22 protein-coding genes are annotated in these 24,940 nt (G+C 56.0%); 17 read left to right on the forward strand and 5 right to left on the reverse strand.

Annotated features, from left to right (window positions below; translation table 11 throughout):
• Positions 1–160 precede the first annotated feature (160 nt).
• A complete protein-coding gene (gene malE, locus ACMYSO_RS15400) occupies positions 161–1,351 on the reverse strand; it encodes a maltose/maltodextrin ABC transporter substrate-binding protein MalE (RefSeq protein ID WP_434665690.1) in 1,191 nt (396 codons plus the stop codon).
• Between the two features lie 369 nt (positions 1,352–1,720).
• Here malE and malK point away from each other — a divergent pair, with 369 nt between their 5' ends.
• From malK to ubiA, 5 genes are all read left to right on the forward strand, one after another.
• Entirely contained in the window at positions 1,721–2,830 is a 1,110-nt protein-coding gene (malK, locus tag ACMYSO_RS15405; protein ID WP_123757732.1) for a maltose/maltodextrin ABC transporter ATP-binding protein MalK, read from the forward strand.
• Positions 2,831–2,930: 100 nt separating this feature from the next.
• A complete protein-coding gene (locus tag ACMYSO_RS15410; RefSeq protein ID WP_434665692.1) occupies positions 2,931–4,214 on the forward strand; it encodes a maltoporin in 1,284 nt (427 codons plus the stop codon).
• 108 nt (positions 4,215–4,322) lie between these two features.
• On the forward strand, positions 4,323–5,279 hold the full coding sequence (gene malM / locus ACMYSO_RS15415; RefSeq protein ID WP_123757734.1) for a maltose operon protein MalM: 957 nt from the start codon (positions 4,323–4,325) through the stop codon (positions 5,277–5,279).
• Positions 5,280–5,468: 189 nt separating this feature from the next.
• Positions 5,469–5,966: a chorismate lyase gene (gene ubiC, locus ACMYSO_RS15420; protein ID WP_434665694.1), complete on the forward strand. Its 498-nt coding sequence runs from the start codon at positions 5,469–5,471 to the stop codon at positions 5,964–5,966.
• Between the two features lie 12 nt (positions 5,967–5,978).
• A complete protein-coding gene (gene ubiA, locus ACMYSO_RS15425) occupies positions 5,979–6,848 on the forward strand; it encodes a 4-hydroxybenzoate octaprenyltransferase (protein ID WP_434665697.1) in 870 nt (289 codons plus the stop codon).
• 86 nt (positions 6,849–6,934) lie between these two features.
• Here ubiA and plsB read toward each other — a convergent pair whose 3' ends face one another.
• Positions 6,935–9,358: a glycerol-3-phosphate 1-O-acyltransferase PlsB gene (gene plsB, locus ACMYSO_RS15430; RefSeq protein ID WP_434665698.1), complete on the reverse strand. Its 2,424-nt coding sequence runs from the start codon at positions 9,356–9,358 to the stop codon at positions 6,935–6,937.
• Between the two features lie 129 nt (positions 9,359–9,487).
• On the opposite strand from plsB, the gene ACMYSO_RS15435 reads away from it, so the two are divergent.
• The 4 genes from ACMYSO_RS15435 (at position 9,488) to ACMYSO_RS15450 (ending at position 12,334) form a co-directional block, all read left to right on the forward strand.
• Complete coding sequence (locus ACMYSO_RS15435) at positions 9,488–9,856, forward strand: diacylglycerol kinase (protein WP_434586794.1); 369 nt, start codon at positions 9,488–9,490, stop codon at positions 9,854–9,856.
• 138 nt (positions 9,857–9,994) lie between these two features.
• Positions 9,995–10,603 carry a transcriptional repressor LexA gene (gene lexA, locus ACMYSO_RS15440; RefSeq protein WP_004856448.1) on the forward strand — a complete coding sequence of 203 codons (609 nt, stop codon included), beginning with the start codon at positions 9,995–9,997 and terminating at the stop codon, positions 10,601–10,603.
• Positions 10,604–10,671: 68 nt separating this feature from the next.
• Positions 10,672–11,988, forward strand: a complete 1,317-nt coding sequence (dinF, locus tag ACMYSO_RS15445; protein ID WP_434665699.1) for an MATE family efflux transporter DinF — start codon at positions 10,672–10,674, stop codon at positions 11,986–11,988.
• A 136-nt stretch (positions 11,989–12,124) separates the two neighbouring features.
• Positions 12,125–12,334: a CsbD family protein gene (locus ACMYSO_RS15450; RefSeq protein WP_434670821.1), complete on the forward strand. Its 210-nt coding sequence runs from the start codon at positions 12,125–12,127 to the stop codon at positions 12,332–12,334.
• Positions 12,335–12,426: 92 nt separating this feature from the next.
• Here ACMYSO_RS15450 and zur read toward each other — a convergent pair whose 3' ends face one another.
• Positions 12,427–12,942 carry a zinc uptake transcriptional repressor Zur gene (zur, locus tag ACMYSO_RS15455; RefSeq protein WP_123757740.1) on the reverse strand — a complete coding sequence of 172 codons (516 nt, stop codon included), beginning with the start codon at positions 12,940–12,942 and terminating at the stop codon, positions 12,427–12,429.
• Positions 12,943–13,056: 114 nt separating this feature from the next.
• Here zur and ACMYSO_RS15460 point away from each other — a divergent pair, with 114 nt between their 5' ends.
• The 3 genes from ACMYSO_RS15460 to pspG all read left to right on the forward strand — a co-directional run bounded on the left by ACMYSO_RS15460 (position 13,057) and on the right by pspG (position 15,032).
• On the forward strand, positions 13,057–13,545 hold the full coding sequence (locus tag ACMYSO_RS15460; protein WP_123757741.1) for a cupin domain-containing protein: 489 nt from the start codon (positions 13,057–13,059) through the stop codon (positions 13,543–13,545).
• 103 nt (positions 13,546–13,648) lie between these two features.
• Positions 13,649–14,647 carry a tRNA dihydrouridine(20/20a) synthase DusA gene (gene dusA / locus ACMYSO_RS15465; protein ID WP_434665700.1) on the forward strand — a complete coding sequence of 333 codons (999 nt, stop codon included), beginning with the start codon at positions 13,649–13,651 and terminating at the stop codon, positions 14,645–14,647.
• Positions 14,648–14,789: 142 nt separating this feature from the next.
• A complete protein-coding gene (gene pspG / locus ACMYSO_RS15470) occupies positions 14,790–15,032 on the forward strand; it encodes an envelope stress response protein PspG (protein ID WP_434665701.1) in 243 nt (80 codons plus the stop codon).
• Positions 15,033–15,500: 468 nt separating this feature from the next.
• Here the strand turns inward: pspG and ACMYSO_RS15475 are convergent, their stop codons facing one another.
• Complete coding sequence (locus tag ACMYSO_RS15475; protein WP_434665704.1) at positions 15,501–16,484, reverse strand: quinone oxidoreductase; 984 nt, start codon at positions 16,482–16,484, stop codon at positions 15,501–15,503.
• Positions 16,485–16,550: 66 nt separating this feature from the next.
• Between ACMYSO_RS15475 and dnaB the strand changes: the two genes are divergently transcribed.
• The 5 genes from dnaB (at position 16,551) to ACMYSO_RS15500 (ending at position 22,110) form a co-directional block, all read left to right on the forward strand.
• Positions 16,551–17,966, forward strand: a complete 1,416-nt coding sequence (gene dnaB / locus ACMYSO_RS15480) for a replicative DNA helicase (protein WP_434586790.1) — start codon at positions 16,551–16,553, stop codon at positions 17,964–17,966.
• A 16-nt stretch (positions 17,967–17,982) separates the two neighbouring features.
• On the forward strand, positions 17,983–19,062 hold the full coding sequence (gene alr / locus ACMYSO_RS15485; RefSeq protein WP_434665707.1) for an alanine racemase: 1,080 nt from the start codon (positions 17,983–17,985) through the stop codon (positions 19,060–19,062).
• A gap of 205 nt (positions 19,063–19,267) precedes the next feature.
• The gene (gene tyrB, locus ACMYSO_RS15490; RefSeq protein WP_434586787.1) at positions 19,268–20,461 is read left to right on the forward strand and encodes an aromatic amino acid transaminase; all 1,194 of its coding nucleotides are present in this window, start codon (positions 19,268–19,270) and stop codon (positions 20,459–20,461) included.
• A 276-nt stretch (positions 20,462–20,737) separates the two neighbouring features.
• On the forward strand, positions 20,738–21,451 hold the full coding sequence (gene aphA / locus ACMYSO_RS15495; RefSeq protein ID WP_434665709.1) for an acid phosphatase AphA: 714 nt from the start codon (positions 20,738–20,740) through the stop codon (positions 21,449–21,451).
• Between the two features lie 302 nt (positions 21,452–21,753).
• Positions 21,754–22,110 (forward strand): MmcQ/YjbR family DNA-binding protein, encoded by a 357-nt coding sequence (locus ACMYSO_RS15500; RefSeq protein WP_123757750.1) that lies wholly within the window; start codon positions 21,754–21,756, stop codon positions 22,108–22,110.
• On the opposite strand, the gene uvrA is transcribed toward ACMYSO_RS15500, so the two are convergent.
• The gene (gene uvrA / locus ACMYSO_RS15505) at positions 22,111–24,936 is read right to left on the reverse strand and encodes an excinuclease ABC subunit UvrA (protein WP_434665712.1); all 2,826 of its coding nucleotides are present in this window, start codon (positions 24,934–24,936) and stop codon (positions 22,111–22,113) included.
• Positions 24,937–24,940 lie beyond the last annotated feature (4 nt).

Below are 24,940 nucleotides of genomic sequence, written 5' to 3' on the forward strand. Positions count from 1 at the left end.
CTTCGCGCTACCTCGTTGTTGGCTGCGGATGCGCCCCCCAGTCACTTACTCATGTAAGCTCCTGGGGATTTGCATCCTTACCGCCGCGATGTCGCGCGAAGGATTTCGTGTAACAACGTATTCAATAAACCGTATTTCCTAAGAAATAAGGGAAACCGTATTACTTGGTGATACGAGACTGTGCATCTTTCAGCGCGGCATCAACAGTCTGACGACCGCTAGCTGCGTTGATAACGGCAGTGCGTACGGCATACCAGAAGGCGGACATCTGCGGGATGTTCGGCATGATTTCGCCTTTCTGGGCGTTCGCCATGGTGGCAGCGATACGCGGATCTTTTTCCAGTTTTTCCTGGAAGGATTTCAGTGCTACTGCGCCCAGCGGTTTGTCCTTGTTCACTTCATCCAGACCCTGGTCGGTCAGCAGGTAGTTTTCGAGGAACTCTTTCGCCAGCTCTTTGTTTGGGCTAGCGGCGTTGATACCGGCGCTCAGTACGCCAACGAACGGTTTAGACGGCTTGCCTTTGAAGGTTGGCAGCAGAGTCACGCCGTAGTTAACCTTGCTCTTATCGATGTTCGACCACGCCCACGGACCGTTGATGGTCATCGCGGTATCGCCTTTGTTAAAGGCCGCTTCAGCGATGGAGTAATCGGTATCGGCGTTCATGTGTTTGTTCTTGATGAGGTCAACCAGGAAGGTCAGACCGGCTTTCGCACCTGCGCTGTCCACGCCGACGTTTTTGACGTCATATTTGCCGTTTTCAAATTTGAACGCATAGCCACCGTCAGCAGCAATCAGCGGCCAGGTGAAGTACGGTTCTTGCAGGTTGAACATCAGCGCGCTCTTACCTTTCGCTTTCAGTTCTTTATCCAGCGCCGGAATTTCTTCCCAGGTTTTCGGTGGGTTCGGGACCAGATCTTTGTTGTAAATCAGCGACAGCGCTTCAACCGCGATTGGGTAAGCGATCAGTTTGCCGTTATAGCGTACGGCGTCCCAGGTGAACGGATAGAGTTTGTCCTGGAAAGCTTTGTCCGGGGAGATCTCAGCCAGCAGGCCGGATTGTGCATAGCCACCGAAACGGTCATGTGCCCAGAAGATGATGTCCGGGCCGTCGCCGGTCGCGGCAACCTGCGGGAATTTCTCTTCCAGCTTATCCGGGTGTTCGATGGAAACCTTAATGCCGGTGTCTTTCTCAAACTTCTTACCCACTTCGGCGAGACCGTTATAGCCTTTATCGCCGTTAATCCAGATAACCAGCTTACCTTCTTCAATTTTGGCGAGGGCAGAGGCGGAAAACATCATCGTCGTCAGTGCAGACAATGCGATGATGCGAGCGCCGGTTTTGATTTTCATATACCAGTCCTTTTTGGTGATGTGCTCGTGGATACACTTAGGTGGCTTAACGGTGATGAGTTTCCTTTTTTAACAACCCCTTTCCATCCTCCCTATGTCTACGCCCCACCCGCGGTTTGTGTGATCTGGCTTGCAGAAATGCCAGTAATGGGTCCTGGAGCACATAAAAACACGGCCATTTTTGCAACCTTCATCACGAAAATGACTTTGCCCGGCCCACCCTTGCCGCGAGGGGTAATCTCTCATCCTCCCGCCTCCTCCCCCATAAAAAAGGCAGGGGTGGAGGATTCACCCAATTAATGAATGCCGCATAGTCAACCCATCTTGAATATGTCGTTTAGTGACAGGTTGTAACGAAGGGAGATGGGGATGGCGAGCGTACAGCTGCGAAATATAACGAAAGCCTGGGGTGACGTGGTGGTATCGAAAGATATTAATCTCGACATCCAGGAAGGGGAGTTCGTGGTGTTTGTCGGGCCATCGGGCTGCGGCAAATCCACTCTGCTGCGTATGATTGCCGGGCTGGAAACCATAACCAGCGGTGATTTATTTATCGGCGATACGCGAATGAACGACATCCCGCCCGCTGAACGCGGTATCGGAATGGTGTTCCAGTCCTATGCGCTTTACCCCCATCTTTCCGTCGCGGAAAACATGTCTTTCGGCCTGAAGCTGGCCGGTGCCAAAAAAGATCTGATTAACCAACGAGTGACTCAGGTGGCTGAAGTGCTGCAGCTGGCACATCTGCTGGAGCGTAAGCCAAAAGCGTTGTCCGGTGGCCAGCGTCAACGTGTGGCAATCGGGCGTACCCTGGTCGCCGAGCCGCGCGTATTCCTGCTCGACGAACCGCTCTCTAACCTTGATGCCGCACTGCGTGTGCAGATGCGTATCGAAATTTCCCGTCTGCATAAGCGCCTTGAGCGCACGATGATTTACGTTACCCACGATCAGGTTGAAGCGATGACCCTCGCGGACAAGATTGTGGTGCTGGATGCCGGTCGCGTCGCCCAGGTCGGGAAACCGCTGGAGCTGTATCACTACCCGGCCGATCGCTTTGTTGCGGGCTTTATCGGTTCGCCAAAGATGAACTTCCTGCCGGTGAAAGTCACCGCCACCGCCATTGAACAGGTTCAGGTAGAACTGCCGAACCGTCAGCAAGTCTGGTTACCGGTGGACAGCGCCCACGTGCAGGTTGGCGCCAATATGTCCTTAGGTATCCGTCCGGAACATCTGTTGCCCAGCGATATCGCCGACGTGACCCTCGAAGGGGTGGTCCAGGTGGTTGAGCAGCTTGGTCACGAAACACAAATTCATATCCAGATCCCCGCCATCCGTCAGAACCTGGTGTACCGCCAGAATGACGTGGTGTTGGTAAAAGAGGGAGCCACATTCGCTATCGGTTTGCCACCAGAGCGCTGCCATTTATTCCGTGAGGATGGTACGGCGTGTCGTCGGTTGCATAAAGAGCCGGGCGTGTAAGGCTTCCCATTAAAAAAAAGCACGAACCCAGAGCGCTGCCACTACGCGGCAACACGATGGGCAAAGTGTTCAAAGAAAAGCAATGATCTCAGGAGATAGAATGATGATTACTCTGCGCAAACTTCCACTGGCGGTAGCCGTCGCGGCAGGCGTTATGTCTGCTCAGGCGCTGGCTGTCGATTTCCACGGTTATGCTCGTTCTGGTATCGGTTGGACCGGTAGCGGCGGCGAACAGCAGTGCTTCCAGGCAACCGGTGCTCAAAGTAAATACCGTCTGGGTAACGAATGTGAAACCTATGCGGAATTAAAACTGGGCCAGGAAGTATGGAAAGAAGGTGATAAGAGCTTCTACTTCGATACTAACGTTGCCTACTCCGTATCGCAGCAAAACGACTGGGAATCCACCAGCCCGGCATTCCGTGAAGCCAACGTGCAGGGTAAAAACCTGATCGACTGGCTGCCAGGTTCCACCATCTGGGCCGGTAAGCGCTTCTACCAGCGTCATGACGTTCACATGATCGACTTCTACTACTGGGATATCTCTGGTCCTGGTGCTGGTATTGAAAACATTGACGTCGGCTTCGGTAAACTCTCCCTGGCAGCAACCCGTTCTTCTGAATCCGGCGGCTCCGCGACCTTCGCAGATCGTGATGCGCAGGGTAACCGTATTTACGACAATATCGTACCGAACGACGTCTTCGACGTGCGTTTAGCCGGTATGGAAATCAACCCGGGCGGTACTCTGGAGCTGGGTGTTGACTACGGTCACACCAACATTCCAGACGACTACTACCTGCAGCCGGACGCCTCGAAAGATGGCTGGATGCTGACTGCTGAACACACGCAAAGCATGCTGAAAGGCTACAACAAGTTTGTGCTGCAGTACGCAACAGATGCTATGACCTCCAACGGTAAAGGTATTCCGCAGGGCGGCAGCATCGATAACGATGGCTCCATGTGGCGTGTGCTGGACCACGGTGCGGTTTCCCTGGCTGACGATTGGGATCTGATGTACGTCGGTATGTATCAGGATATCGACCGTGACAACAACAACGGTACCCAGTGGTGGACCGTCGGTGTACGTCCTATGTACAAATGGACGCCGATCATGAGCACCCTGATGGAAATCGGCTACGACAACGTCAAATCTCAGCGTACCGGCGATCGTAACAGCCAGTACAAAGTGACCCTGGCGCAACAGTGGCAGGCAGGCGACAGCATCTGGTCCCGTCCGGCTATCCGTCTGTTCGCAACCTACGCCAAGTGGGATGAGAAATGGGGTTATGACAACGGTGTAGCGTACAACGACACCAGCACAACAACCTACAGCCGTGGCGACAGCGACGAGTGGACCTTCGGTGCCCAGATGGAAATCTGGTGGTAATCGAAACCAACCTGTAGTGACCAAAAAGAGGGGCGTAAGCCCCTCTGTTTTCGGCCCAGCGGGCTATTGCCTGGCTACCGCTCGGCCATCGGAATTGAGGTGATAACAATGAAAATGAAGAAAAGTCTCGTTGCCCTCTGCCTGTCCGCCGGCCTGCTTGCCAGCGTACCCGCAGTCAGTTTTGCTGATGTCAATTTCGTGCCGCAGAACACCTCTGCCGCGCCGTCGATTCCGGCCTCCGCGTTACAGCAGTTAACCTGGACCCCGGTCGATCAATCAAAAACACAAACCACCAAGCTCGCCATTGCCGGACAACCGCTGAATGTCCCTGGTATTTCCGGCCCGGTTGCTGCCTATAGTGTGCCGGCGAATATCGGTGAGCTGAATATTACGTTAACCAGCGAAGTGAATAAGCAAACCAGCGTGTTTGCACCGAACGTCCTGATTCTTGACCAGAATTTAACCCCATCGGCATTCTTTCCCAGCAGCTACTTCACCTATCTTGAACCGGGTGTCATGAGCTCCGACCGTCTGGAAGGGGTGATGCGTCTGACGCCGGCGCTGGGACAACAGAAAATTTATGTGCTGGTCTTTACCACCCCGCAGGACCTGCAGCAAACCACCAAATTAATCGATCCGGCGAAAGCCTACGCTAAAGGTACCGGCAATGCGGTACCGGATATTCCGGATCCGATCGCCAGACACGTAACCGACGGTACCGTCAGCCTGAAGGTGAAAACCTCTTCTGGCTCCAGCGTGCTGGTTGGCCCGCTGTTTGGTTCCTCTGGCCCAGGCCCGGTGACCGTAGGAAATACAGCGGCGCCAGTCTATAGCGCCCCGGCAGCCGCACCAGCGGTAGCACCGGTGGTTGCGCCAGTTGCCGCACCAGCCGCGAAGAGCGAGCCGATGCTGGACGACACCGAAACTTACTTTAACAACGGCATCAAACAGGCTGTTGCGAAAGGTGATATCGATAAAGCCCTCAAATTGATGAACGAAGCCGAGCGTCTTGGCTCGAAATCAGCGCGTTCCACCTTTATCAGCAGTGTAAAAGGCAAGGGGTGATCGTCTCCCCACAATGCTGATGTTTAGGCACAGCCTTTAGGTGCGCCCGCCTGGGCGCACCTTTTTTTATCGCGTAGTGGCTGCTGTTGCATGGCTGTTACGCCGATGATCGTATCTTGACGCTTTGCCCGCCCCGAATGCCCTATTCTGCGATACAATGCGGCTACGTTCTGTAACGGAGAATCAGGCATGTCACATCCTGCGCTTACGCAATTGCGTGCGTTGCGCTATTTTGCCGCTATGCCCCCGCTGGAACCGCATCTGCGCGACTGGCTGCTGCTGGAAGACTCAATGACCAAACGCTTTGAGCAGCAGGGGAAAAAAGTCAGTGTGAGCATGGTTAACGAAGGTTTCATCGGGCGTGAGGCGCTAGTGGGTGAAGAGGCGCTGTTGCCCGATGAGGCGCGCTACTGGCTGCGGGAAATTATCCTTTGTGCCGATGGCGAACCCTGGCTAGCCGGGCGGACCATTGTGCCAGAGTCGACGCTGTGCGGCCCCGAGCTGGCCTTACAGCAGCTCGGCCAGACGCCGCTGGGGCGTTATCTGTTCACATCATCGACATTAACTCGTGATTTTATTGAAATTGGGCGTTATGCAGAGCTATGGGGGCGTCGTTCCCGCCTGCGTCTGAGCGGCAAACCGCTGCTGCTGACCGAGCTTTTTCTGCCGGCGTCGCCGTTGTATTAAGAGGAAGAGAAAATGGAGTGGAGTCTGACGCAGAACAAGTTGTTGGCGTTTCATCGCCTGATGCGTACTGACAAACCGATTGGCGCGCTGCTGCTGCTGTGGCCGACGCTGTGGGCGTTGTGGGTCGCCACGCCGGGGATCCCGCCTTTGTGGATCCTGGCCGTTTTTGTCGCCGGCGTCTGGCTGATGCGCGCCGCTGGCTGCGTGGTAAACGACTATGCCGACCGCAAATTTGATGGTCACGTTAAGCGCACCGCCCACCGTCCGCTGCCCAGCGGCGATGTCTCGGAAAAAGAGGCCCGGGTACTGTTTGCTGTGCTGGTGCTGCTGTCATTTCTGCTGGTACTGACCTTAAACACCATGACCATTCTGCTGTCGGTGGCAGGACTGGCGCTGGCGTGGGTGTATCCGTTTATGAAGCGCTACACCCATCTGCCACAGGTGGTGCTGGGAGCCGCGTTCGGCTGGTCCATCCCGATGGCCTTCTCGGCGGTCAGCGAAGCGTTGCCGCTGAGCTGCTGGCTGATGTTCCTCGCCAATATTCTGTGGGCCGTGGCTTATGACACCCAGTACGCGATGGTCGACAGAGACGATGACCTCAAGATCGGCATTAAATCGACGGCGATTCTGTTTGGTGAACATGACCGCCTTATTATCGGAATTTTGCAGATTGGCGTGCTGGTATTGATGGCCGCTGTCGGCTGGCTGAACGGGCTGCAGTGGGAGTTTTACTGGTCGCTGTTTATCGCCGCAGGGCTGTTTTTCTGGCAGCAGAAGCTGATTGCCCGGCGCGAACGCGACGGCTGCTTCAAAGCGTTTCTGAACAATAACTATGTTGGGCTGGTGCTGTTTCTTGGGCTGGCAATGAGCTATCTGGCATAGGATTTTCCCGGCGCCGGGCTACCACATCAGCGGTAAGCCCGGCCAGGCGAAGCGCCAGCCGGGAAGGGAACATCCACGCTTAATCGTTACGCATCATCCTGGGTAACGCTTTCAATCGTCAAACGCACGTCCGACGTAATCAGCGCTGCCAGCATCTGGTAGACCTTCAGCGTTTCTTCCGGCTCGGCATCACCGGTATCACTGATATAGCCTTCGTCACGCAGCGTCAGCACCAGCGTGCTGAATACCGCTTTATCGAAGAACTCCGGTGCGTTGATACCGTGCAGTACCGACAGACGTTGCGCCACGGTCCGGCTTTCTTTCTCCAGCGAACTGCGGTTGATCGACGGGTTCGCGCTCAGCAGCCAGAAGGTAATAGCATAACGCTGGAGCGTTTCACGCGCGCCGGCGGCCAGCAGCTGCAGGGAACGAGAGTGAGACGGGTTGATACTGATCTCATCGTCTTTCAGGACAATCAGCCCCTGACGCTGCATTTCCGCCGTCAGCGCATCAAGCACGCCCGCCAGCTTGGATTTCTCCCAGCGCAGGAACAGTTCAGCCTTCAGCAGCGGATAGAACATCTCAACATGACGCAGCACTTCCGCACGGCTGATGCGACGATGCTGAGTGATAATCGCCGCCAGCAGTGACGGCAGCATCAGCATATGCGCGATGTTGTTGCGGTAGTAGGTCATCAGCACTGCTTGTTCGCGCGGCAGAATGATGATGTCGCCGATGGTGTCTTTCTCGACTTCGAACTTGTTCATCTTCAGCGCGTGATCGATAAGCTCACTGGCGGTCGCCGCCGGCGTGGTCGCGTCCGGGGAGTACGGGACGTTACGCAGCAGATCGAGGTAGCATTCCAGCTGTTGTGTCAGCTGTTCGCGGGTCAGTGAACGCTGACGCGAAGCCAGCAGCGCGGTGCAGCACAGGTTCATGGCGTTGGCCGCGCCGGCATTGTTGATACGCACCATCAGATCGGAGGCAATGTTGTTCACCGTCGGCGTCAGCCACGATGGGCGCACGGCCTCAATCGGGTCGATGGATTCGCGCCATTCAGGAACATGCTGGTTCAGGTAGGTCATCAGCGGCAGCGGTTCACCGAAGTTCACATAGCCCTGACCCAGGTTACGCAGCTTGCTCAGACCACGGAGCATCTGCGGCAGGCTCTCTTTTTCTTTGGTCGCGCCGCGCAGCTCTTTGGCGTAGGTTCCCACTTCCATGACGTGCTCGTAGCCGATGTAGATCGGCACCAGCGTAATCGGACGTGTCCCGCCGCGCAGCATGGCCTGGATGGTCATCGACAGGGTGCCGGTCTTCGGATCCAGCAGACGGCCGGTACGCGAACGCCCGCCTTCCACGAAGTACTCTACGGAGTAACCGCGGCTGAACAGCTCGCCGAGATATTCGCGGAACACCGTGGAATAGAGCTTATTGCCCTTAAAGGTACGGCGAATAAAGAAGGCGCCACCACGACGGAAAATCGGACCAGCTGGCCAGAAGTTCAGGTTGATACCGGCGGCGATATGCGGCGGCACCAGACCCTGGTGATAGAGCACGTAGGAGAGCAGCAGATAGTCCATATGGCTACGGTGGCACGGCACGTAGACAATTTCGTGCCCTTCATGGGCCAGTTGACGTACGCGCTCGGCGTTATGGACATTGATCCCCTGATACAGACGGTTCCAGGTAAACCCGAGCACGCGGTCGGTCAGGCGAATCATCTCGTAGGAGAAGTTAGCCGCGATCTCTTCCATCAGCGCGACGGCGTTCTGCTGTGCTTTCTCGTGGGAGATTTTCTTGCTGCGCGCTTCATCTTCCACCGCGCGGGCGATGGCTTTGGAGGCCAGCAGCTTGTTGAACAGGTCCTGGCGCGCGGGCAGACGCGGGCCGACGGCCGCCAGACGCTGACGGGCGAAGTGCATACGTGCGACACGCGCCAGTTTCTGGGCGATAATTTTATCGGTACCGTGTTCAGTAGCCATTCTGCGCAGCGACACCGGCGGGGAGAAGCGGACAAAACTGTCACGTCCCAACCACAGCACGGCGAAGAACTTCTGAATGCCGTTCAGCATACGCAGCGGCGGGTTCACTTCGCCTTTCTCACGTCCTGGCGCGCGGCCGAACATCACCGACACCGGCACCATTTGCACGTCCAGGTCAGGATGGTTACGGTGCAGGTCCAGGTAGTCGTGGAACAGCTTGATGGACTCTTCTTTCGGCGTGTAATAGGTGAAAACACGCGGGCCGCCGTGGATAAAGACGTAGCGCGGCAGCAGAGCGCCGTCGATTTCCAGCGGTTCGAGCGGGTCTGGTAAATCATGCTCGAGGCACTGGGCGCGCAGCGTCAGCAGGTCTGCCTTCGAGTTATAAGGCAGGACATACATAATAGGACGCGAGGTATCCAGCCCTAATTCCTGAGCAGGTTCTGCGGGAATAGACTTGCTTTTTACCAGCACCCGTAATGGTAAATTCAGTAATTTATAGTAAATTCGTTGCCAGCCGGACATAAACGATGTGAAGCCTCTGGTTAATCATGCAAATGCGCGGCAAGAATAACAGAAAGCGCGCAAAATTTCCGTTGCCACACGGCAAACGCGTACACTCATTGACGTCATTTACATAAAAAGGTTCTTTTGATGGCCAATAATACCACTGGGTTAACCCGAATTATTAAAGCGGCAGGTTATTCCTGGAAAGGGTTCCGTGCGGCATGGATAAATGAGGCCGCCTTTCGTCAGGAAGGCGTCGCCGCCATTATTGCCGTGGCGATCGCCTGCTGGCTGGACGTTGACGCTATCACCCGTGTGCTGCTGATAGGCTCGGTCCTGATAGTGATGATAGTCGAAATTATTAATAGCGCGATTGAGGCGGTGGTAGACCGTATTGGCCCGGAACACCACGAACTGTCAGGGCGTGCGAAAGATATGGGGTCCGCGGCGGTACTGCTGGCCATCGCGATCGCGCTGATCACCTGGGGGCTTTTGCTGTGGGCGCATTACCATTAATTCGCCGTCAGCTGTGATGGGTGAGCAGCTGTGTAAAAAATGGAAGGTAGCTCCTGATTTTTGTGTGAAATTTGATTCCAAAATCACCGTTAACTGTATATACTCACAGCATAACTGTATATACACCCAGGGGGCGGGATGAAAGCGTTAACGACCAGGCAGCAAGAGGTGTTTGATCTCATTCGGGATCATATCAGCCAGACGGGCATGCCGCCGACGCGTGCGGAAATTGCTCAGCGCTTGGGGTTCCGTTCTCCAAACGCGGCGGAAGAGCACCTGAAAGCGCTGGCGCGTAAAGGCGCAATTGAGATTATCTCTGGTGCCTCCCGCGGTATTCGTCTGCTGACGGAAGAAGAACCCGGTCTGCCGTTAATCGGCCGCGTGGCCGCCGGTGAGCCGCTGCTGGCTCAGCAGCATATCGAAGGCCATTTCCAGGTGGACCCGGCGATGTTCAAGCCGAATGCTGATTTCCTGCTGCGTGTTAGCGGTATGTCGATGAAAGACATCGGTATCCTGGACGGCGATCTGCTGGCTGTGCATAAAACACAGGATGTGCGTAACGGCCAGGTTGTCGTAGCGCGTATCGACGAAGAAGTGACGGTTAAACGCCTTAAAAAGCAGGGTAACATCGTCGAACTCCTGCCAGAAAACAGCGAATTTTCGCCGATCGTGGTGAATCTGCGCGAACAAAATTTCACTATCGAAGGGCTGGCCGTTGGCGTGATCCGCAACGGAGAGTGGCTGTAACACCTTCACCACGCAGCATCGTCTGATGGATGATGCTGCGCTGTCTTCTCTTAGTCAGGCTCTTTCCTATGCTCTTTCACGCCGCTGATAAAGCCCTGTGGCGCCTGGCGCTACCCATGATTTTCTCCAATATCACCGTCCCGCTGCTGGGGCTGGTTGATACCGCCGTTATCGGCCACCTCGACAGCCCGGTTTATCTCGGCGGCGTTGCGGTGGGTGCCACGGCCACCAGTTTCCTTTTCATGCTGCTGCTTTTCCTGCGGATGAGCACCACCGGTCTGACGGCTCAGGCCTTTGGCGCAAAAGACCCTCTCCGTCTGGCGCGGGCGCTGGTGCAGCCGCTGGGACTGGCTTTAGGGGCCGGTCTGCTGATTGTCCTGTTCCGGGCACCGCTGATTGACCTGGCGTTGCATATCGTTGGCGGCAATGAGGCGGTACTGGAACAGGCGCAACGCTTCCTGGATATTCGCTGGCTGAGCGCGCCGGCCTCGCTGGCAAATCTGGTGCTGCTTGGCTGGCTGCTGGGCGTGCAGTATGCCCGCGCACCGGTGATCCTGCTGGTGGTCGGCAACCTCTTGAATATTGTCCTCGACCTTTGGTTGGTGATGGGCCTGCACATGAACGTACAGGGGGCTGCGCTGGCGACGGTGACCGCTGAATACGTCACCTTTATCATCGGGCTATTGATGGCAAGGCACGTGCTGGTGCTGCGTGGTGTGTCATTCAGCATGCTGAAGAATGCCTGGCGTGGGGATGTGCGGCGACTGCTGGCATTAAACCGCGATATTATGCTGCGCTCCCTACTGCTGCAGCTGTGCTTCGGGGCGGTGACCGTTTTCGGGGCCCGTCTCGGGGGCGATATCGTCGCCGTTAATGCCCTCCTGATGACGATGCTGACCTTCACCGCCTATGCGCTGGATGGCTTTGCCTACGCCGTCGAAGCCCATTCCGGGCAGGCCTATGGCGCGCGCGATGGCAGTCAGCTGCTTGAGGTCTGGCGGGCAGCCTGCCGTCAGTCGGGGATGGTGGCGCTGATATTTGCGGCGATCTACGCCGTGGCGGGGCCGTACATTATCGCGCTGTTAACCTCGATCCCCTCACTGCAGCAGCTGGCCGACCGCTATCTGATCTGGCAGGTGGTTCTGCCGGTAATTGGCGTGTGGTGCTATTTGCTGGATGGCATGTTTATCGGTGCAACGCGGGGAGCCGAGATGCGTAACAGCATGGCGGTGGCGGCGGCTGGGTTTGCGCTGACGCTGTTGACGCTACCGGTTCTCGGTAACCACGGACTGTGGCTGGCGCTGGCGGTCTTCCTTGCGCTGCGCGGCCTGTCGCTGGCGCTGATCTGGCGGCGACACTGGCAGCACGGCACCTGGTTTTCATAATGGTTTGTCGCGGTTTTTATCGTGTGAATGGTTAAAGATTCCGAATAATAAATTAAACCCAGAATTCTTAACTATAGTTAACGTTATGTCCGGCACGCAGCGGGCTGTTAACCCACCGAACGATGAGGACTGAATGATGAACAAAGACGAAATCGGCGGTAACTGGAAACAGTTGAAAGGTAAAGCGAAAGAACAATGGGGTAAGCTTACCGATGATGACATGACGGTCATTGAGGGTAAGCGTGACCAGCTGGTGGGTAAAATCCAGGAACGTTACGGATTTGCCAAAGATCAGGCCGAGAAAGAAGTGTCTGAGTGGGAACGTAAAAACGACCACCGCTGGTAGCGGAGCACATCAGTGTTCTGACCCTTTGTTATTGCCTGCCCGTGCGGTACACGGAGGTACCGACAACCCTGATTCCCGCTCTGGCGCAAGCCTCAGCGGGCTTTCTTTTTAATCAGAATCGTGTGGTCATGCTGGCAGTGCCCCGGCGTACTACAGGCTTCGACTTCGACGCAGCCGGCACACAGGCCATGTGCTTCAATCACGTTATGACGCAGCGCGAAGCCCATTCTGGCAGCCAGGGTATGCATAATATCTTCCAGCCCTTCGGCACACTCTTCTTTCACCACGCCGCAGCGATCGCAGATAAACATCGCGGAGGTATGGGTCGGCTGATCGATCAGATGGCACAGCACGTAGCTGTTGGTTGATTCCACCTTATGTACGAACCCCTGCTCAAGCAGAAACTCCAGCGCACGATAGACCGTAGGGGGCTTAGCCTGCGGCTCTTTATCGCGGAGCAGGTCGAGCAGATCGTAGGCGCTAATCGCCCCTTGCTGCAGGCTCATCAGGCGCAATACTTCCAGGCGCTGGGGAGTCAGGCGCACGCCGCGCTGTGCACAGAGCTTTTCAGCATGCGCTAACAATTCTTGCGAAGTGGTCTTATTCATGAGCATCCTCTGGCCGCCCGAGTGTGAAGTTGTTACTTTATCACGATCCAGGCAAAACGCCGAGAACCGGCAGCTTGTGCTATACCTGATGCATCTCATTTTCGGGAGAAAACGATGAAACGACCTGATTGCATTCGACATTGGCATGAACTCGAAGGGCCCGATGACGCTACTTACCCCAATAACCCAGAGCGCTTTTCCATCGGCGCGCCGTTGGCGCGTGGGTTACGGCTGAACCGGTTGGGGATCCATCATGAGCGTTTACCGCCGGGCCGTCGGACTTCTTATCCCCACGCTGAAAGTGATGAAGAAGAGTTTATCTACGTGCTGGAGGGGTACCCTGAAGTCTGGATTAACGGCTATCTGTGGAAGCTGGAGCCTGGTGATAGCGTTGGATTTCCCGCCGGCACCGGCGTATGCCACACCTTCCTGAATAACACTGAACAGGAGGTGCGCCTGTTGGTGGTGGGCGAGGCGAACAAAAAATTCAATCGCATCTATTATCCGCTTAACCCGGAGTATGCCGCGACGCGTCAGGATCGCTGGGTCGACCATCCGCCGCAATTTTTCGGCCCGCACGACGGCAAACCGCGCAGGCGATAGCCCGTGTATCAGGTGCAAAGCGCCCGCGCCGGCGCTATGCGCCTGTGCTGTATCTTTGTGCTATAGTAGCGCCCCTTTTTACCCGGATGCCTGTTTATTCGCCATGATGCCAGAATCAACTTCTCACGCTTTTGCCGCCCACCGTTTTTCCATTGCGCCAATGCTCGACTGGACAGACAGGCACTGCCGTTACTTCCTGCGTCTGCTGTCGCGGCAAACGCTGCTGTATACCGAAATGGTCACCACCGGGGCGATTATTCACGGCAAAGGCGACTACCTGGCCTATAGCGAAGAGGAGCATCCGCTAGCACTGCAGCTGGGTGGTAGCGATCCGGCGGCGCTGGCGCAGTGTGCGAAACTGGCGGAAGCTCGCGGCTACAATGAGATCAACCTGAACGTTGGCTGCCCGTCCGACCGTGTCCAGAATGGCATGTTTGGCGCCTGCCTGATGGGTAATGCCCAACTAGTCGCCGACTGTATTAAAGCGATGCGCGATGTGGTGTCGATTCCGGTGACGGTAAAAACGCGTATCGGCATTGATGATCAGGACAGCTATGAGTTCCTGTGTGATTTCATCAATACCGTTTCCGGGAAGGGCGAGTGCGAGATGTTTATCATCCATGCCCGTAAAGCGTGGCTCTCTGGCCTGAGCCCGAAAGAAAACCGTGAGATCCCGCCGCTGGATTACCCGCGTGTATATCAGCTTAAGCGTGACTTTCCTCATCTGACCATGGCGATCAACGGCGGTATTAAATCGCTGGAAGAGGCGAAATTGCACCTGGCGCATATGGATGGCGTGATGGTAGGGCGTGAGGCCTATCAGAACCCAGGGATCCTGGCGTCAGTCGATCGCGAAATTTTTGGCTGTGATGGCGCCGATGCCGATCCGGTTGCGGTGGTACGCGCAATGTACCCGTATATCGAACGTGAGTTGAGCAACGGTACTTACCTGGGCCATATTACCCGCCATATGCTGGGCCTGTTCCAGGGGATCCCGGGTGCACGCCAGTGGCGTCGCTACCTGAGCGAGAATGCGCATAAAGCCGGTGCCGATATTAACGTGCTGGAACACGCGCTGAAACTGGTTGCGGATAAACGTTAATTTTTCACTAAAACCTGGTCAAATTCACCATGCCCTGCATAAATCATGCGGGGCATTTTTCTTTATATTCAATGCTTTATGTTTGGCATGATTTTTGTAATATCCAAAGAAGTTGCATAGACATTTCTTTGGGGAGAAGACGATGCTGGAACTCTTATTCGTTATAGGCTTTTTTGTCATGCTGTTGGTTACCGGCGTGTCGTTACTGGGTATTATCGCCGCCATCGTGGTCGCGACCGCACTGATGTTCGTGGGCGGGCTGTTTGCATTAATGATTAAACTGCTGCCGTGGCTACTGCTGGCAGTTGTCGTGGTATGGGTGGTTCGGGCGATAAAATCGCCTGTTGACAACCGTTATCGTGGGAATAACCGTTGGCGTTACTAAGGTATTGAGCGGTGCATCACAACCTGAAGATATTTGCATAAAACAGCGTAGGCTTTGCTTATTAAATCTGTCACTATTAGCGCGTTAATGAATTCATCGCGCTGTACCCTACATACAGCCGAACAAAAAAAAGTAAGGGCTTCCCAGGTGGAAGCCCTAAACTTTTCTCCCTCTCCCGTCATACTTCAGACTACAGGGGCGTTGGCTACGCTCACTTACCCCAGTCACTGACTACTGTCAGCTCCCGGGGATTCGTTCTCTTGCCGCCTGCCTGTAGCCCGAATTATTTAGGGAGAGCCACCCGTCATACTTCAGACTACAGGGGCGTTGGCTACGCTCACTTACCCCAGTCACTGACTCCTGTCAGCTCCCGGGGATTCGTTCTCTTGCCGCCTGCCTGTAGCCCGAATTATTTAGGGAGAGCCACCCGTCATATGCCTTCGAACGACAAACTACTGAAGTGAAGGATTACGGCAGCAGAAGGCTCGAGCCCTCGGTTACACGACTTTCCAGCACCTCATGCGCGCGTCGGGCATCGGTCAGGGCATATTTCTGGCTGTCCGCTACGTCAACGTTAATTGCCCCACTGGCAATCAATGAAAACAGCTCGCGGCTGGCTTGCTCCAGCTCATCACGGTTGGTGATATAACCTTGCAGAGAAGGGCGAGTGACAAACAGCGAACCTTTCTGGTTAAGGATCCCCAGGTTTACGCCGGTGACCGGGCCAGAGGAGTTGCCAAAGCTGACCATCAGCCCCCGACGTTGCAGACAATCAAGAGACGCTTCCCAGGTATCTTTGCCCACGGAATCGTAGACCACATGGACTTTTTTCCCTTCGGTTATCTCCTTCAGGCGCTCAACGATATTCTCTTCGCGGTAGTTAATCACCTGCCAGGCGCCGGCCTGCTTCGCCCGCTGTGCTTTCTGTGCGCTGCCGACGGTACCGATCAGTTTTGCGCCCAGCGCCTTCGCCCACTGGCAGGCAATCAGCCCGACGCCACCGGCGGCAGCGTGGAACAAGAACGGCTCTCCGGGTTTGATTTCGTAGGTTTTACGCAGCAGATAATAGACCGTTAGCCCTTTCAAAAACGAGGCGGCGGCCTGCTCAAAGGAGATTTCATCCGGTAACAGGGCCGCTTTGTCCGCCAGGACGTTGTGTACAGAGCTGTAGGCGCCGAGGGACGATTGTGCGTAGACCACGCGGTCGCCCTGCTGGATATGGGGCACGGCGCGACCCACTTTGGTCACCACGCCTGCGGCTTCGGTTCCCAGTCCGCTCGGCAGGGACGGCGGCGGATAGAGACCGCTGCGAATATAGGTGTCGATATAGTTAATACCGATGGCTTTGTTTTCTACCTGGATTTCGTTTTCACCGGGTTCCGCGGGGATATATTCCACCGCGTTAAGCACTTCCGGGCCACCATGTTTGTGGAATTCAATACGCGTTGCCATGCTCCCTCCATAAGAAAAATATGGTAATCTTTCGACCCACTCTTTATCTCGGTAACTCCATTCACTATGGCAGGAAATAAACCCTTCAACAAACCACAGACTGAACCCCGTGAGCGCGATTATCAGGTCGCCGGGTTGAAAGTACCGCCGCACTCGATTGAAGCGGAACAGTCGGTGTTGGGCGGTTTAATGCTGGACAACGAGCGCTGGGACGACGTTGCCGAGCGTGTGGTGGCGGAAGATTTCTACACTCGCCCACACCGCCATATCTTTGTTGAGATGGCGCGCCTGCAGGAAACGGGCAGCCCAATTGACCTGATTACGCTGGCGGAATCGCTGGAGCGTCAGGGGCAACTGGACAGCGTCGGGGGCTTTGCCTATCTGGCTGAGCTGTCGAAAAACACACCAAGTGCGGCGAATATCAGCGCCTATGCGGATATCGTACGTGAACGTGCGGTTGTCCGAGAGATGATCTCGGTCGCTAATGAAATCGCTGAGGCGGGTTTCGATCCGCAGGGCCGCACCAGTGAAGACCTGCTCGACCTGGCGGAATCCCGGGTATTCAAGATTGCGGAAAGCCGTGCCAACAAAGACGAAGGCCCGAAAAATATCGCCGATGTCCTTGATGCGACCGTAGCGCGTATTGAGCAACTGTTCCAGCAGCCGCATGACGGCGTCACTGGGGTGAATACCGGCTATGACGACCTGAACAAAAAAACCGCCGGCCTGCAGCCGTCGGATCTGATTATCGTCGCTGCCCGTCCTTCAATGGGTAAGACGACATTTGCGATGAACCTCGTTGAAAATGCGGCGATGTTGCAGGATAAACCAGTACTTATTTTCAGCCTGGAGATGCCATCGGAACAGATCATGATGCGTTCTCTGGCGTCGCTGTCGCGGGTCGATCAGACCCGCATTCGTACCGGCCAACTGGATGATGAAGACTGGGCGCGTATCTCCGGCACGCTGGGTATTCTGCTGGAAAAACGCAATATTTATATCGACGACTCCTCCGGCCTGACGCCGACGGAAGTGCGCTCCCGTGCGCGACGCATCGCCCGTGAACACGGTGGTATCGGCCTGATCATGATCGACTACCTGCAGCTGATGCGCGTGCCGTCGCTCTCCGATAACCGTACCCTGGAAATCGCGGAAATTTCCCGTTCACTGAAGGCGCTGGCGAAAGAGTTGCAGGTGCCGGTGGTGGCGCTGTCGCAGCTTAACCGATCGCTGGAGCAACGTGCGGATAAGCGCCCGGTTAACTCCGATTTGCGTGAATCAGGTTCCATCGAGCAGGATGCCGACTTAATCATGTTTATCTACCGTGATGAGGTCTATCACGAGAACAGCGATTTGAAAGGCATCGCGGAAATTATTATTGGTAAACAGCGTAACGGCCCCATCGGGACAGTACGTTTGACGTTTAATGGTCAGTGGTCGCGTTTCGATAATTACGCAGGACCCCAGTATGATGATGAATAATTTCTAAGGAATTTAAATGCAAGCGGCAACTGTAGTCATTAACCGCCGCGCTCTGCGACACAACCTGCAACGTCTACGTGAGCTGGCGCCCGCCAGCAAGCTGGTTGCAGTCGTGAAAGCGAACGCTTACGGACACGGTCTTCTTGAGACCGCGCGAACGCTCCCTGATGCCGATGCTTTTGGCGTCGCCCGTCTCGAAGAGGCTCTGCGCCTGCGCGCCGGTGGTATCACCCAGCCGGTCCTGCTGCTGGAAGGTTTTTTTGATGCCGCCGATCTGCCGGTGATTTCCGCACAACAGTTACAAACGGCGGTACACAGCCTGGAACAGCTGGAAGCACTGGAGCAGGCCGAACTGCCTGAACCGGTCACCGTCTGGATGAAACTGGATACCGGGATGCATCGCCTGGGCGTATTGCCGGAACAAGCACAAGCGTTCTGGCAGCGTCTGAGCCAATGTAAAAACGTGCGTCAGCCGGTCAATGTGGTGAGCCACTTTGCGCGCGCCGACGAACCTGAGTGCGGCGCCACAGAACGTCAGCTGGATATTTTCACCACTTTCACTGAAGGCAAGCCTGGCCTGCGCTCCATTGCGGCGTCGGGTGGGATCCTGCTGTGGCCACAGTCGCATTTCGACTGGGTGCGCCCGGGCATTATTTTATACGGTGTCTCGCCGCTGGATAGCCCGTCTACCGGCGCTGATTTTGGCTGTCAGCCGGTGATGTCGCTGACCTCAAGCCTGATTGCCGTGCGTGACCATAAAGCGGGTGAGCCGGTAGGTTACGGTGGCACCTGGGTCAGCGAACGAGACACACGTCTTGGTGTGGTGGCGATGGGCTATGGCGACGGTTACCCGCGGGCGGCGGCCTCCGGCACACCGGTGCTGGTAAACGGTCGCGAAGTGCCGATTGTCGGGCGTGTAGCGATGGACATGATTTGCGTCGACCTGGGCCCTGCGGCACAGGACAAATCCGGCGATCCGGTGGTGCTGTGGGGCGAAGGCCTGCCGGTTGAGCGCATCGCTGCGCTCACGAAAGTGAGTGCTTACGAACTTATTACGCGGCTGACTTCCAGAGTCTCGATGACGTTCGTGGATTAAACCCGCCGCTGCGCTTAGGGTTTTATGGCTCTGAAGGCGGGCGATCCGCTAGCCCGGCTAAGGCGTTTACGCCGCAAGCCGGGGAAACTGACCGTCCGTACCGCACTCGCTCGCCGTCGACTATTGGCCAACATCCTCTCGATCTTCTTCTGCTTCCGGTTTATTGTGTTATTTCCTGCCTCTCGTAAACCCGGAGAAACATCGCGTGTTTCAAAAAGTTGACGCCTACGCTGGCGATCCCATTCTCTCCTTAATGGAGCGTTTCAAAGAAGATCCACGTAGTGACAAAGTAAACCTGAGCATCGGCTTGTATTACAACGAAGACGGGATTATCCCGCAGCTACAGGCGGTTGCTGAAGCGGAAGCGCGCCTGAACGCGCAGCCGCATGGCGCCTCGTTGTACCTGCCGATGGAAGGGCTGAATGCCTATCGCAATGCCATCGCTCCGCTGCTGTTTGGCGCGGAACATCCGGTACTGCAACAGCAGCGCGTTGCTTCCATCCAGACGCTGGGCGGTTCCGGCGCATTGAAAGTTGGCGCCGATTTCCTGAAACGCTACTTCCCGGGCTCCCGTGTATGGGTCAGTGACCCGACCTGGGAAAACCACATTGCCATATTTGAAGGGGCTGGCTTCGAAGTAAGTACTTACCCTTGGTTTGATAGCGAAACCAACGGCGTGCGTTTTGACGCGCTGCTGGAAAAACTGCAGACGCTGCCAGAACGTGACATTGTGCTGCTGCATCCGTGCTGTCATAACCCGACCGGCGCTGATTTGAACCATGCGCAGTGGGATCAGATCGCGGACGTGCTGAAGGCGCGCAACCTGATTCCGTTCCTCGACATCGCCTATCAGGGCTTTGGCGCTGGCATGGACGATGATGCCTACGCGATCCGCACGATTGCCAGCACCGGCATGCCGATGCTGGTCAGCAACTCCTTCTCGAAAATTTTCTCGCTGTACGGTGAGCGCGTTGGTGGGCTGTCGGTGGTTTGTGAAGATTCCGATACCGCTAACCGCGTACTGGGACAGCTGAAGGCGACCGTGCGTCGCAACTACTCCAGCCCGCCAAACTTTGGCGCCCAGGTGGTTGCGATGGTGCTGAATGACGCCGCGCTGAAAGCCAGCTGGCTGGCCGAAGTCGAAGCGATGCGTACTCGTATTCTGGCGATGCGTCAGGAGCTGGTGAACGTTCTGAAAGAGGCGGTGCCGGATGTGAATTTCGACTACCTGCTGAAGCAGCGTGGGATGTTCAGCTATACCGGCCTGAGCGCAGCACAGGTTGACCGTCTGCGCGAAGAGTTTGGCGTGTATCTGATTTCCAGCGGCCGTATGTGCGTCGCGGGTCTCAACTCACGCAACGTGCAGCGCGTGGCGAAAGCGTTCTCCGCCGTGATTTAACGCCCCGCCAGTTCATTGCCCTTTCCGGCCTGATGGAAGGGGCAATGCCCTTCATGAAGTGTGATCATTCTCTTTTTCTATGACATATAAGCAGATAATCCTTTGCATCAATAGATGTCGGGGTTAAGGTCATAGCCTATTGCTAAGCAGCCACATGATTGAAAACTATAACGATTAGGCTGTTTTGACACACTGTCATTCAAGTCATGCCGTGGTCGGAACCCGGTAAACCGCATAGCGGTCGCTTGAAGGATGACGCCTGAAGGGATAATAACTATGCGCAAGATGACTCTGGCCTTGTCGGCCATCTGCTTACTGTTCACGCTGAACGGCAGCGTTATGGCTCAGGCCTCAACGCCCCAGCCGCTGTCAACCGGCACTAACGTCGCTAAACTCGCTGAACAAGCTCCCATCCATTGGGTCTCCGTGGCGCAAATTGAAAACAGCCTGTTAGGCCGTGAGCCGTTTGCCGTCGGGTTTGATATTGACGATACCGTCCTCTTTTCCAGTCCGGGGTTCTGGCGCGGGCAGAAAACCTTTTCGCCTGGCAACGATGATTACCTGAAAAACCCTGAGTTCTGGGAAAAAATGAACAATGGCTGGGATGAGTTCAGTATGCCGAAAGAAGTGGCGCGCCATCTCATTGCGATGCATGTGAAACGCGGCGATCGCATTTACTTCGTCACCGGACGCAGCCAGACCAAAACCGAAACCGTCTCAAAAACGCTGCAGGATGATTTCCTGATCCCGGCGGCCAACATGAACCCGGTGATCTTTGCCGGCGACAAGCCGGGCCAGAATACCAAAACGCAATGGCTGAAAGAGAAGAACATCAAGGTCTTCTACGGCGATTCCGATAATGATATCTCAGCCGCGCGTGAGGCGGGGGCCCGCGGCATTCGCGTACTGCGCGCGTCAAACTCTTCGTATAAACCGTTGCCGATGGCCGGGGTGCTGGGCGAAGAAGTGGTGGTCAATTCCGAGTACTGACGGGCGGATTCGGTAACAGCAGATAGCACAGAATACGGCAGCGCATAAGCTGCCGTTTTTTTGTACAAAAAAGCGGGTGGGGAGGTTTTACCTTTTCACTTATTGCTGCACACTTAGAAGGACTCATTCGCGACAAGAATCATTGGGGTCGCATCCGTCAATGCTGACGTCAGGCTCAACATCTCCACGCGTCACCTGACACACTGCCTCTGCTGCGCCAGCACGCCATTGCCAGACCAGGGGAACATCGTATTCACGGCGCTTAGCGGCAGAATGTCGCGACGCCAACGGGGGAATAACAGATGACAATTTCGGATTTATTGCTGTACTGCATGGCGAAACCGGGCGCGGAGCAAAGCGTGCACAGCGACTGGAAGGCCACGCAGATTAAGGTGTCGGACGTGCTGTTTGCGCTGGTGAAAGAGGTGGAAGATAAGCGACCGGCTGTCTCGCTGAAAGCCAGCCCTGAACTTGCCGAACTGTTGCGAGAGCAGCACGTCGATATCCGCCCCAGCAGACATCTGAATAAAGCCCACTGGAGTACGGTGTTTCTTGATGGCGCACTGCCGGACTCACAAATCTACTATCTGGTCGATGCCTCATACCAGCAGGCAGTCCGGCTGCTGTCGGAACCGACCCGACAGCAGCTTTCACGCTGATTAACCCAGTAAAGGTTTAAGGAAGCGTGCCGTGTGCGAAGCCTCGCACCCGGCCACGGTCTCTGGCGTTCCGGAGACGAGGATTTCGCCACCGCCGCTACCGCCTTCAGGACCGAGGTCAACGATCCAGTCCGCGGTTTTGATGACATCCAGGTTGTGCTCAATCACCACGATGGTGTTGCCCTGATCGCGCAGCTGATGCAGCACCTCCAACAGCTGTTGGATATCCGCAAAGTGCAGGCCGGTGGTGGGCTCATCGAGAATATACAGCGTCTGACCCGTGCCGCGTTTGGACAGCTCGCGCGCCAGCTTCACGCGCTGGGCTTCGCCACCGGAGAGCGTAGTGGCCGACTGGCCAAGGCGGATATAGGTCAGGCCGACGTCCATCAGCGTTTGCAGCTTACGCGCCAGCGCCGGTACGGCATCAAAGAACTCACGAGCTTCTTCAATAGTCATATCCAGCACTTCGTGGATGGTCTTGCCTTTGTACTTAATCTCCAGCGTTTCACGGTTATAGCGCTTGCCTTTGCACTGGTCGCACGGCACGTAAATATCCGGCAGGAAGTGCATTTCGACTTTAATCACGCCATCGCCCTGGCAGGCTTCGCAGCGCCCGCCGCGAACGTTAAAGCTGAAGCGCCCCGGCGTGTAGCCGCGTGAGCGTGATTCCGGCACGCCGGCGAACAGTTCACGAACCGGCGTGAAGACCCCGGTGTAGGTGGCCGGGTTCGAACGCGGCGTCCGGCCAATCGGGCTTTGGTCGATATCGATGACCTTATCGAAGTGTTCCAGGCCCTGCACATCGCGATAGGGCGCCGGTTCGACAATGGTCGCGCCGTTAAGCTGGCGCTGGGCAATCGGGAACAGGGTGTCGTTGATCAGCGTCGATTTACCCGAGCCGGAGACTCCGGTAATACAGGTAAACAGCCCTACCGGCAGCGTCAGGGTCACGTCTTTCAGGTTGTTGCCGCGGGCGCCGGTAAGTTTCAGCACTTTTTCCGGGTCGGCCGGCACGCGCTGCTTCGGCACTTCAATTTTGCGTTTGCCGCTCATGTACTGGCCGGTCAGGGATTCCGGGACCGCCATGATTGCTTCCAGCGTCCCTTCCGCTACCACCTGGCCGCCGTGAACCCCGGCGCCAGGGCCGATATCGATCACGTGGTCCGCGGCGCGGATGGCGTCTTCGTCATGCTCGACGACAATCACCGTATTCCCGAGGTTACGCAGATGAACCAGCGTCCCGAGCAGACGCTCGTTGTCACGCTGATGCAGGCCGATGGAAGGCTCATCCAGGACGTACATCACGCCAACCAACCCGGCACCAATCTGGCTGGCCAGGCGAATACGTTGGGCTTCACCGCCGGAGAGCGTTTCTGCCGAACGCGAGAGCGTCAGGTAGTTCAGGCCGACGTTAACGAGGAACTTCAGGCGGTCGCCGATCTCTTTCAGCACTTTTTCGGCGATTTGCGCCCGCTGGCCGGAGAGCTTCAGGTTAGTGAAGAAATCCATCGCATGGCCAATGCTCATATCGGAAATGGTCGGCAGCGGCGTGTTCTCGACGAACACATGACGGGCTTCGCGACGCAGACGGGTACCGTTACAGCTGGTGCACGGACGATTGCTGATGAACTTCGCCAGCTCTTCACGCACCGCGCTGGATTCGGTCTCTTTGTAGCGGCGCTCCATGTTATGCAGCACGCCTTCGAACGGATGGCGGCGTACCGAGGTGTCGCCCCGGTCGTTCATGTATTTAAATTCAATATTCTCTTTGCCTGAACCATACAAAATGACCTTTTGCACGTCGGCACTGAGGGTTCCCCAGGGGGCTTCGATATCGAATTTATAGTGTTCTGCCAGCGATTTCAGCATCTGGAAATAGTAAAAGTTACGCCGATCCCAGCCGCGGATCGCGCCGCCTGCCAGCGACAGTTCGACGTTCTGAATCACGCGTTCAGGATCGAAGTACTGCTGGACGCCCAGGCCGTCACAGGTTGGGCAGGCCCCCGCCGGGTTGTTGAATGAAAACAGGCGAGGTTCCAGCTCACGCATGCTGTAGCCGCAAATCGGACAGGCGAAGTTGGCAGAGAACAGCAGCTCTTCCGCTTTGGCGTCGTCCATATTGGCGACAATGGCGGTACCGCCGGAGAGATCGAGAGCGGTTTCGAAAGATTCGGCCAGACGTTGTGACAGATCGTCGCGCACTTTAAAGCGGTCGATAACCACTTCGATGGTGTGCTTCTTTTGCAGCTCCAGCTTAGGTGGATCCGAGAGATCGCAGACTTCGCCGTCGATCCTCGCGCGGATATAGCCCTGACTGGCGAGGTTTTCCAGCGTTTTGGTGTGCTCACCTTTACGCTCTTTAATAATTGGTGCCAGCAGCATCAGGCGTTGGCCTTCTGGCTGAGAGAGTACGTTGTCGACCATCTGGCTGACGGTTTGTGCCGCCAGAGGGACATCGTGATCCGGGCAACGCGGCTCACCGACGCGCGCGTAGAGCAGACGCAGATAGTCGTGAATTTCGGTGATGGTGCCGACGGTGGAACGCGGGTTATGGGACGTTGATTTCTGTTCGATGGAAATCGCAGGCGACAGTCCTTCAATATGATCGACGTCCGGTTTCTCCATCAGCGACAGAAACTGGCGCGCATAGGCAGAAAGCGATTCAACGTAACGGCGCTGTCCTTCGGCATACAGCGTGTCGAAAGCCAGTGATGATTTGCCTGATCCTGACAGCCCGGTGACGACAATTAGTTTGTCGCGTGGGATGACGAGGTTGATGTTTTTGAGATTATGGGTGCGGGCGCCCCGAACTTCGATCTTATCCATTCAC

Source organism: Klebsiella sp. B345 (assembly GCF_051131735.1).
Taxonomy (GTDB): domain Bacteria; phylum Pseudomonadota; class Gammaproteobacteria; order Enterobacterales; family Enterobacteriaceae; genus Klebsiella.

Bases quoted from the DNA above. Each gene is read 5' to 3' on its own strand.
- ACMYSO_RS15500 (WP_123757750.1), top strand. From the start codon at position 21,754: ATGACAATTTCGGATTTATTGCTGTACTGCATGGCGAAACCGGGCGCG.
- dinF (WP_434665699.1), top strand. From the start codon at position 10,672: ATGCTCTTTCACGCCGCTGATAAAGCCCTGTGGCGCCTGGCGCTACCC.
- ACMYSO_RS15410 (WP_434665692.1), top strand. From the start codon at position 2,931: ATGATGATTACTCTGCGCAAACTTCCACTGGCGGTAGCCGTCGCGGCA.
- malM (WP_123757734.1), top strand. From the start codon at position 4,323: ATGAAAATGAAGAAAAGTCTCGTTGCCCTCTGCCTGTCCGCCGGCCTG.
- aphA (WP_434665709.1), top strand. From the start codon at position 20,738: ATGCGCAAGATGACTCTGGCCTTGTCGGCCATCTGCTTACTGTTCACG.
- lexA (WP_004856448.1), top strand. From the start codon at position 9,995: ATGAAAGCGTTAACGACCAGGCAGCAAGAGGTGTTTGATCTCATTCGG.
- ACMYSO_RS15475 (WP_434665704.1), bottom strand. From the start codon at position 16,484: ATGGCAACGCGTATTGAATTCCACAAACATGGTGGCCCGGAAGTGCTT.
- uvrA (WP_434665712.1), bottom strand. From the start codon at position 24,936: ATGGATAAGATCGAAGTTCGGGGCGCCCGCACCCATAATCTCAAAAAC.
- zur (WP_123757740.1), bottom strand. From the start codon at position 12,942: ATGAATAAGACCACTTCGCAAGAATTGTTAGCGCATGCTGAAAAGCTC.
- ACMYSO_RS15435 (WP_434586794.1), top strand. From the start codon at position 9,488: ATGGCCAATAATACCACTGGGTTAACCCGAATTATTAAAGCGGCAGGT.
- malK (WP_123757732.1), top strand. From the start codon at position 1,721: ATGGCGAGCGTACAGCTGCGAAATATAACGAAAGCCTGGGGTGACGTG.
- dusA (WP_434665700.1), top strand. From the start codon at position 13,649: ATGATGCCAGAATCAACTTCTCACGCTTTTGCCGCCCACCGTTTTTCC.
- ubiC (WP_434665694.1), top strand. From the start codon at position 5,469: ATGTCACATCCTGCGCTTACGCAATTGCGTGCGTTGCGCTATTTTGCC.
- ACMYSO_RS15460 (WP_123757741.1), top strand. From the start codon at position 13,057: ATGAAACGACCTGATTGCATTCGACATTGGCATGAACTCGAAGGGCCC.
- malE (WP_434665690.1), bottom strand. From the start codon at position 1,351: ATGAAAATCAAAACCGGCGCTCGCATCATCGCATTGTCTGCACTGACG.
- alr (WP_434665707.1), top strand. From the start codon at position 17,983: ATGCAAGCGGCAACTGTAGTCATTAACCGCCGCGCTCTGCGACACAAC.
- pspG (WP_434665701.1), top strand. From the start codon at position 14,790: ATGCTGGAACTCTTATTCGTTATAGGCTTTTTTGTCATGCTGTTGGTT.
- plsB (WP_434665698.1), bottom strand. From the start codon at position 9,358: ATGTCCGGCTGGCAACGAATTTACTATAAATTACTGAATTTACCATTA.
- ACMYSO_RS15450 (WP_434670821.1), top strand. From the start codon at position 12,125: ATGAACAAAGACGAAATCGGCGGTAACTGGAAACAGTTGAAAGGTAAA.
- dnaB (WP_434586790.1), top strand. From the start codon at position 16,551: ATGGCAGGAAATAAACCCTTCAACAAACCACAGACTGAACCCCGTGAG.
- ubiA (WP_434665697.1), top strand. From the start codon at position 5,979: ATGGAGTGGAGTCTGACGCAGAACAAGTTGTTGGCGTTTCATCGCCTG.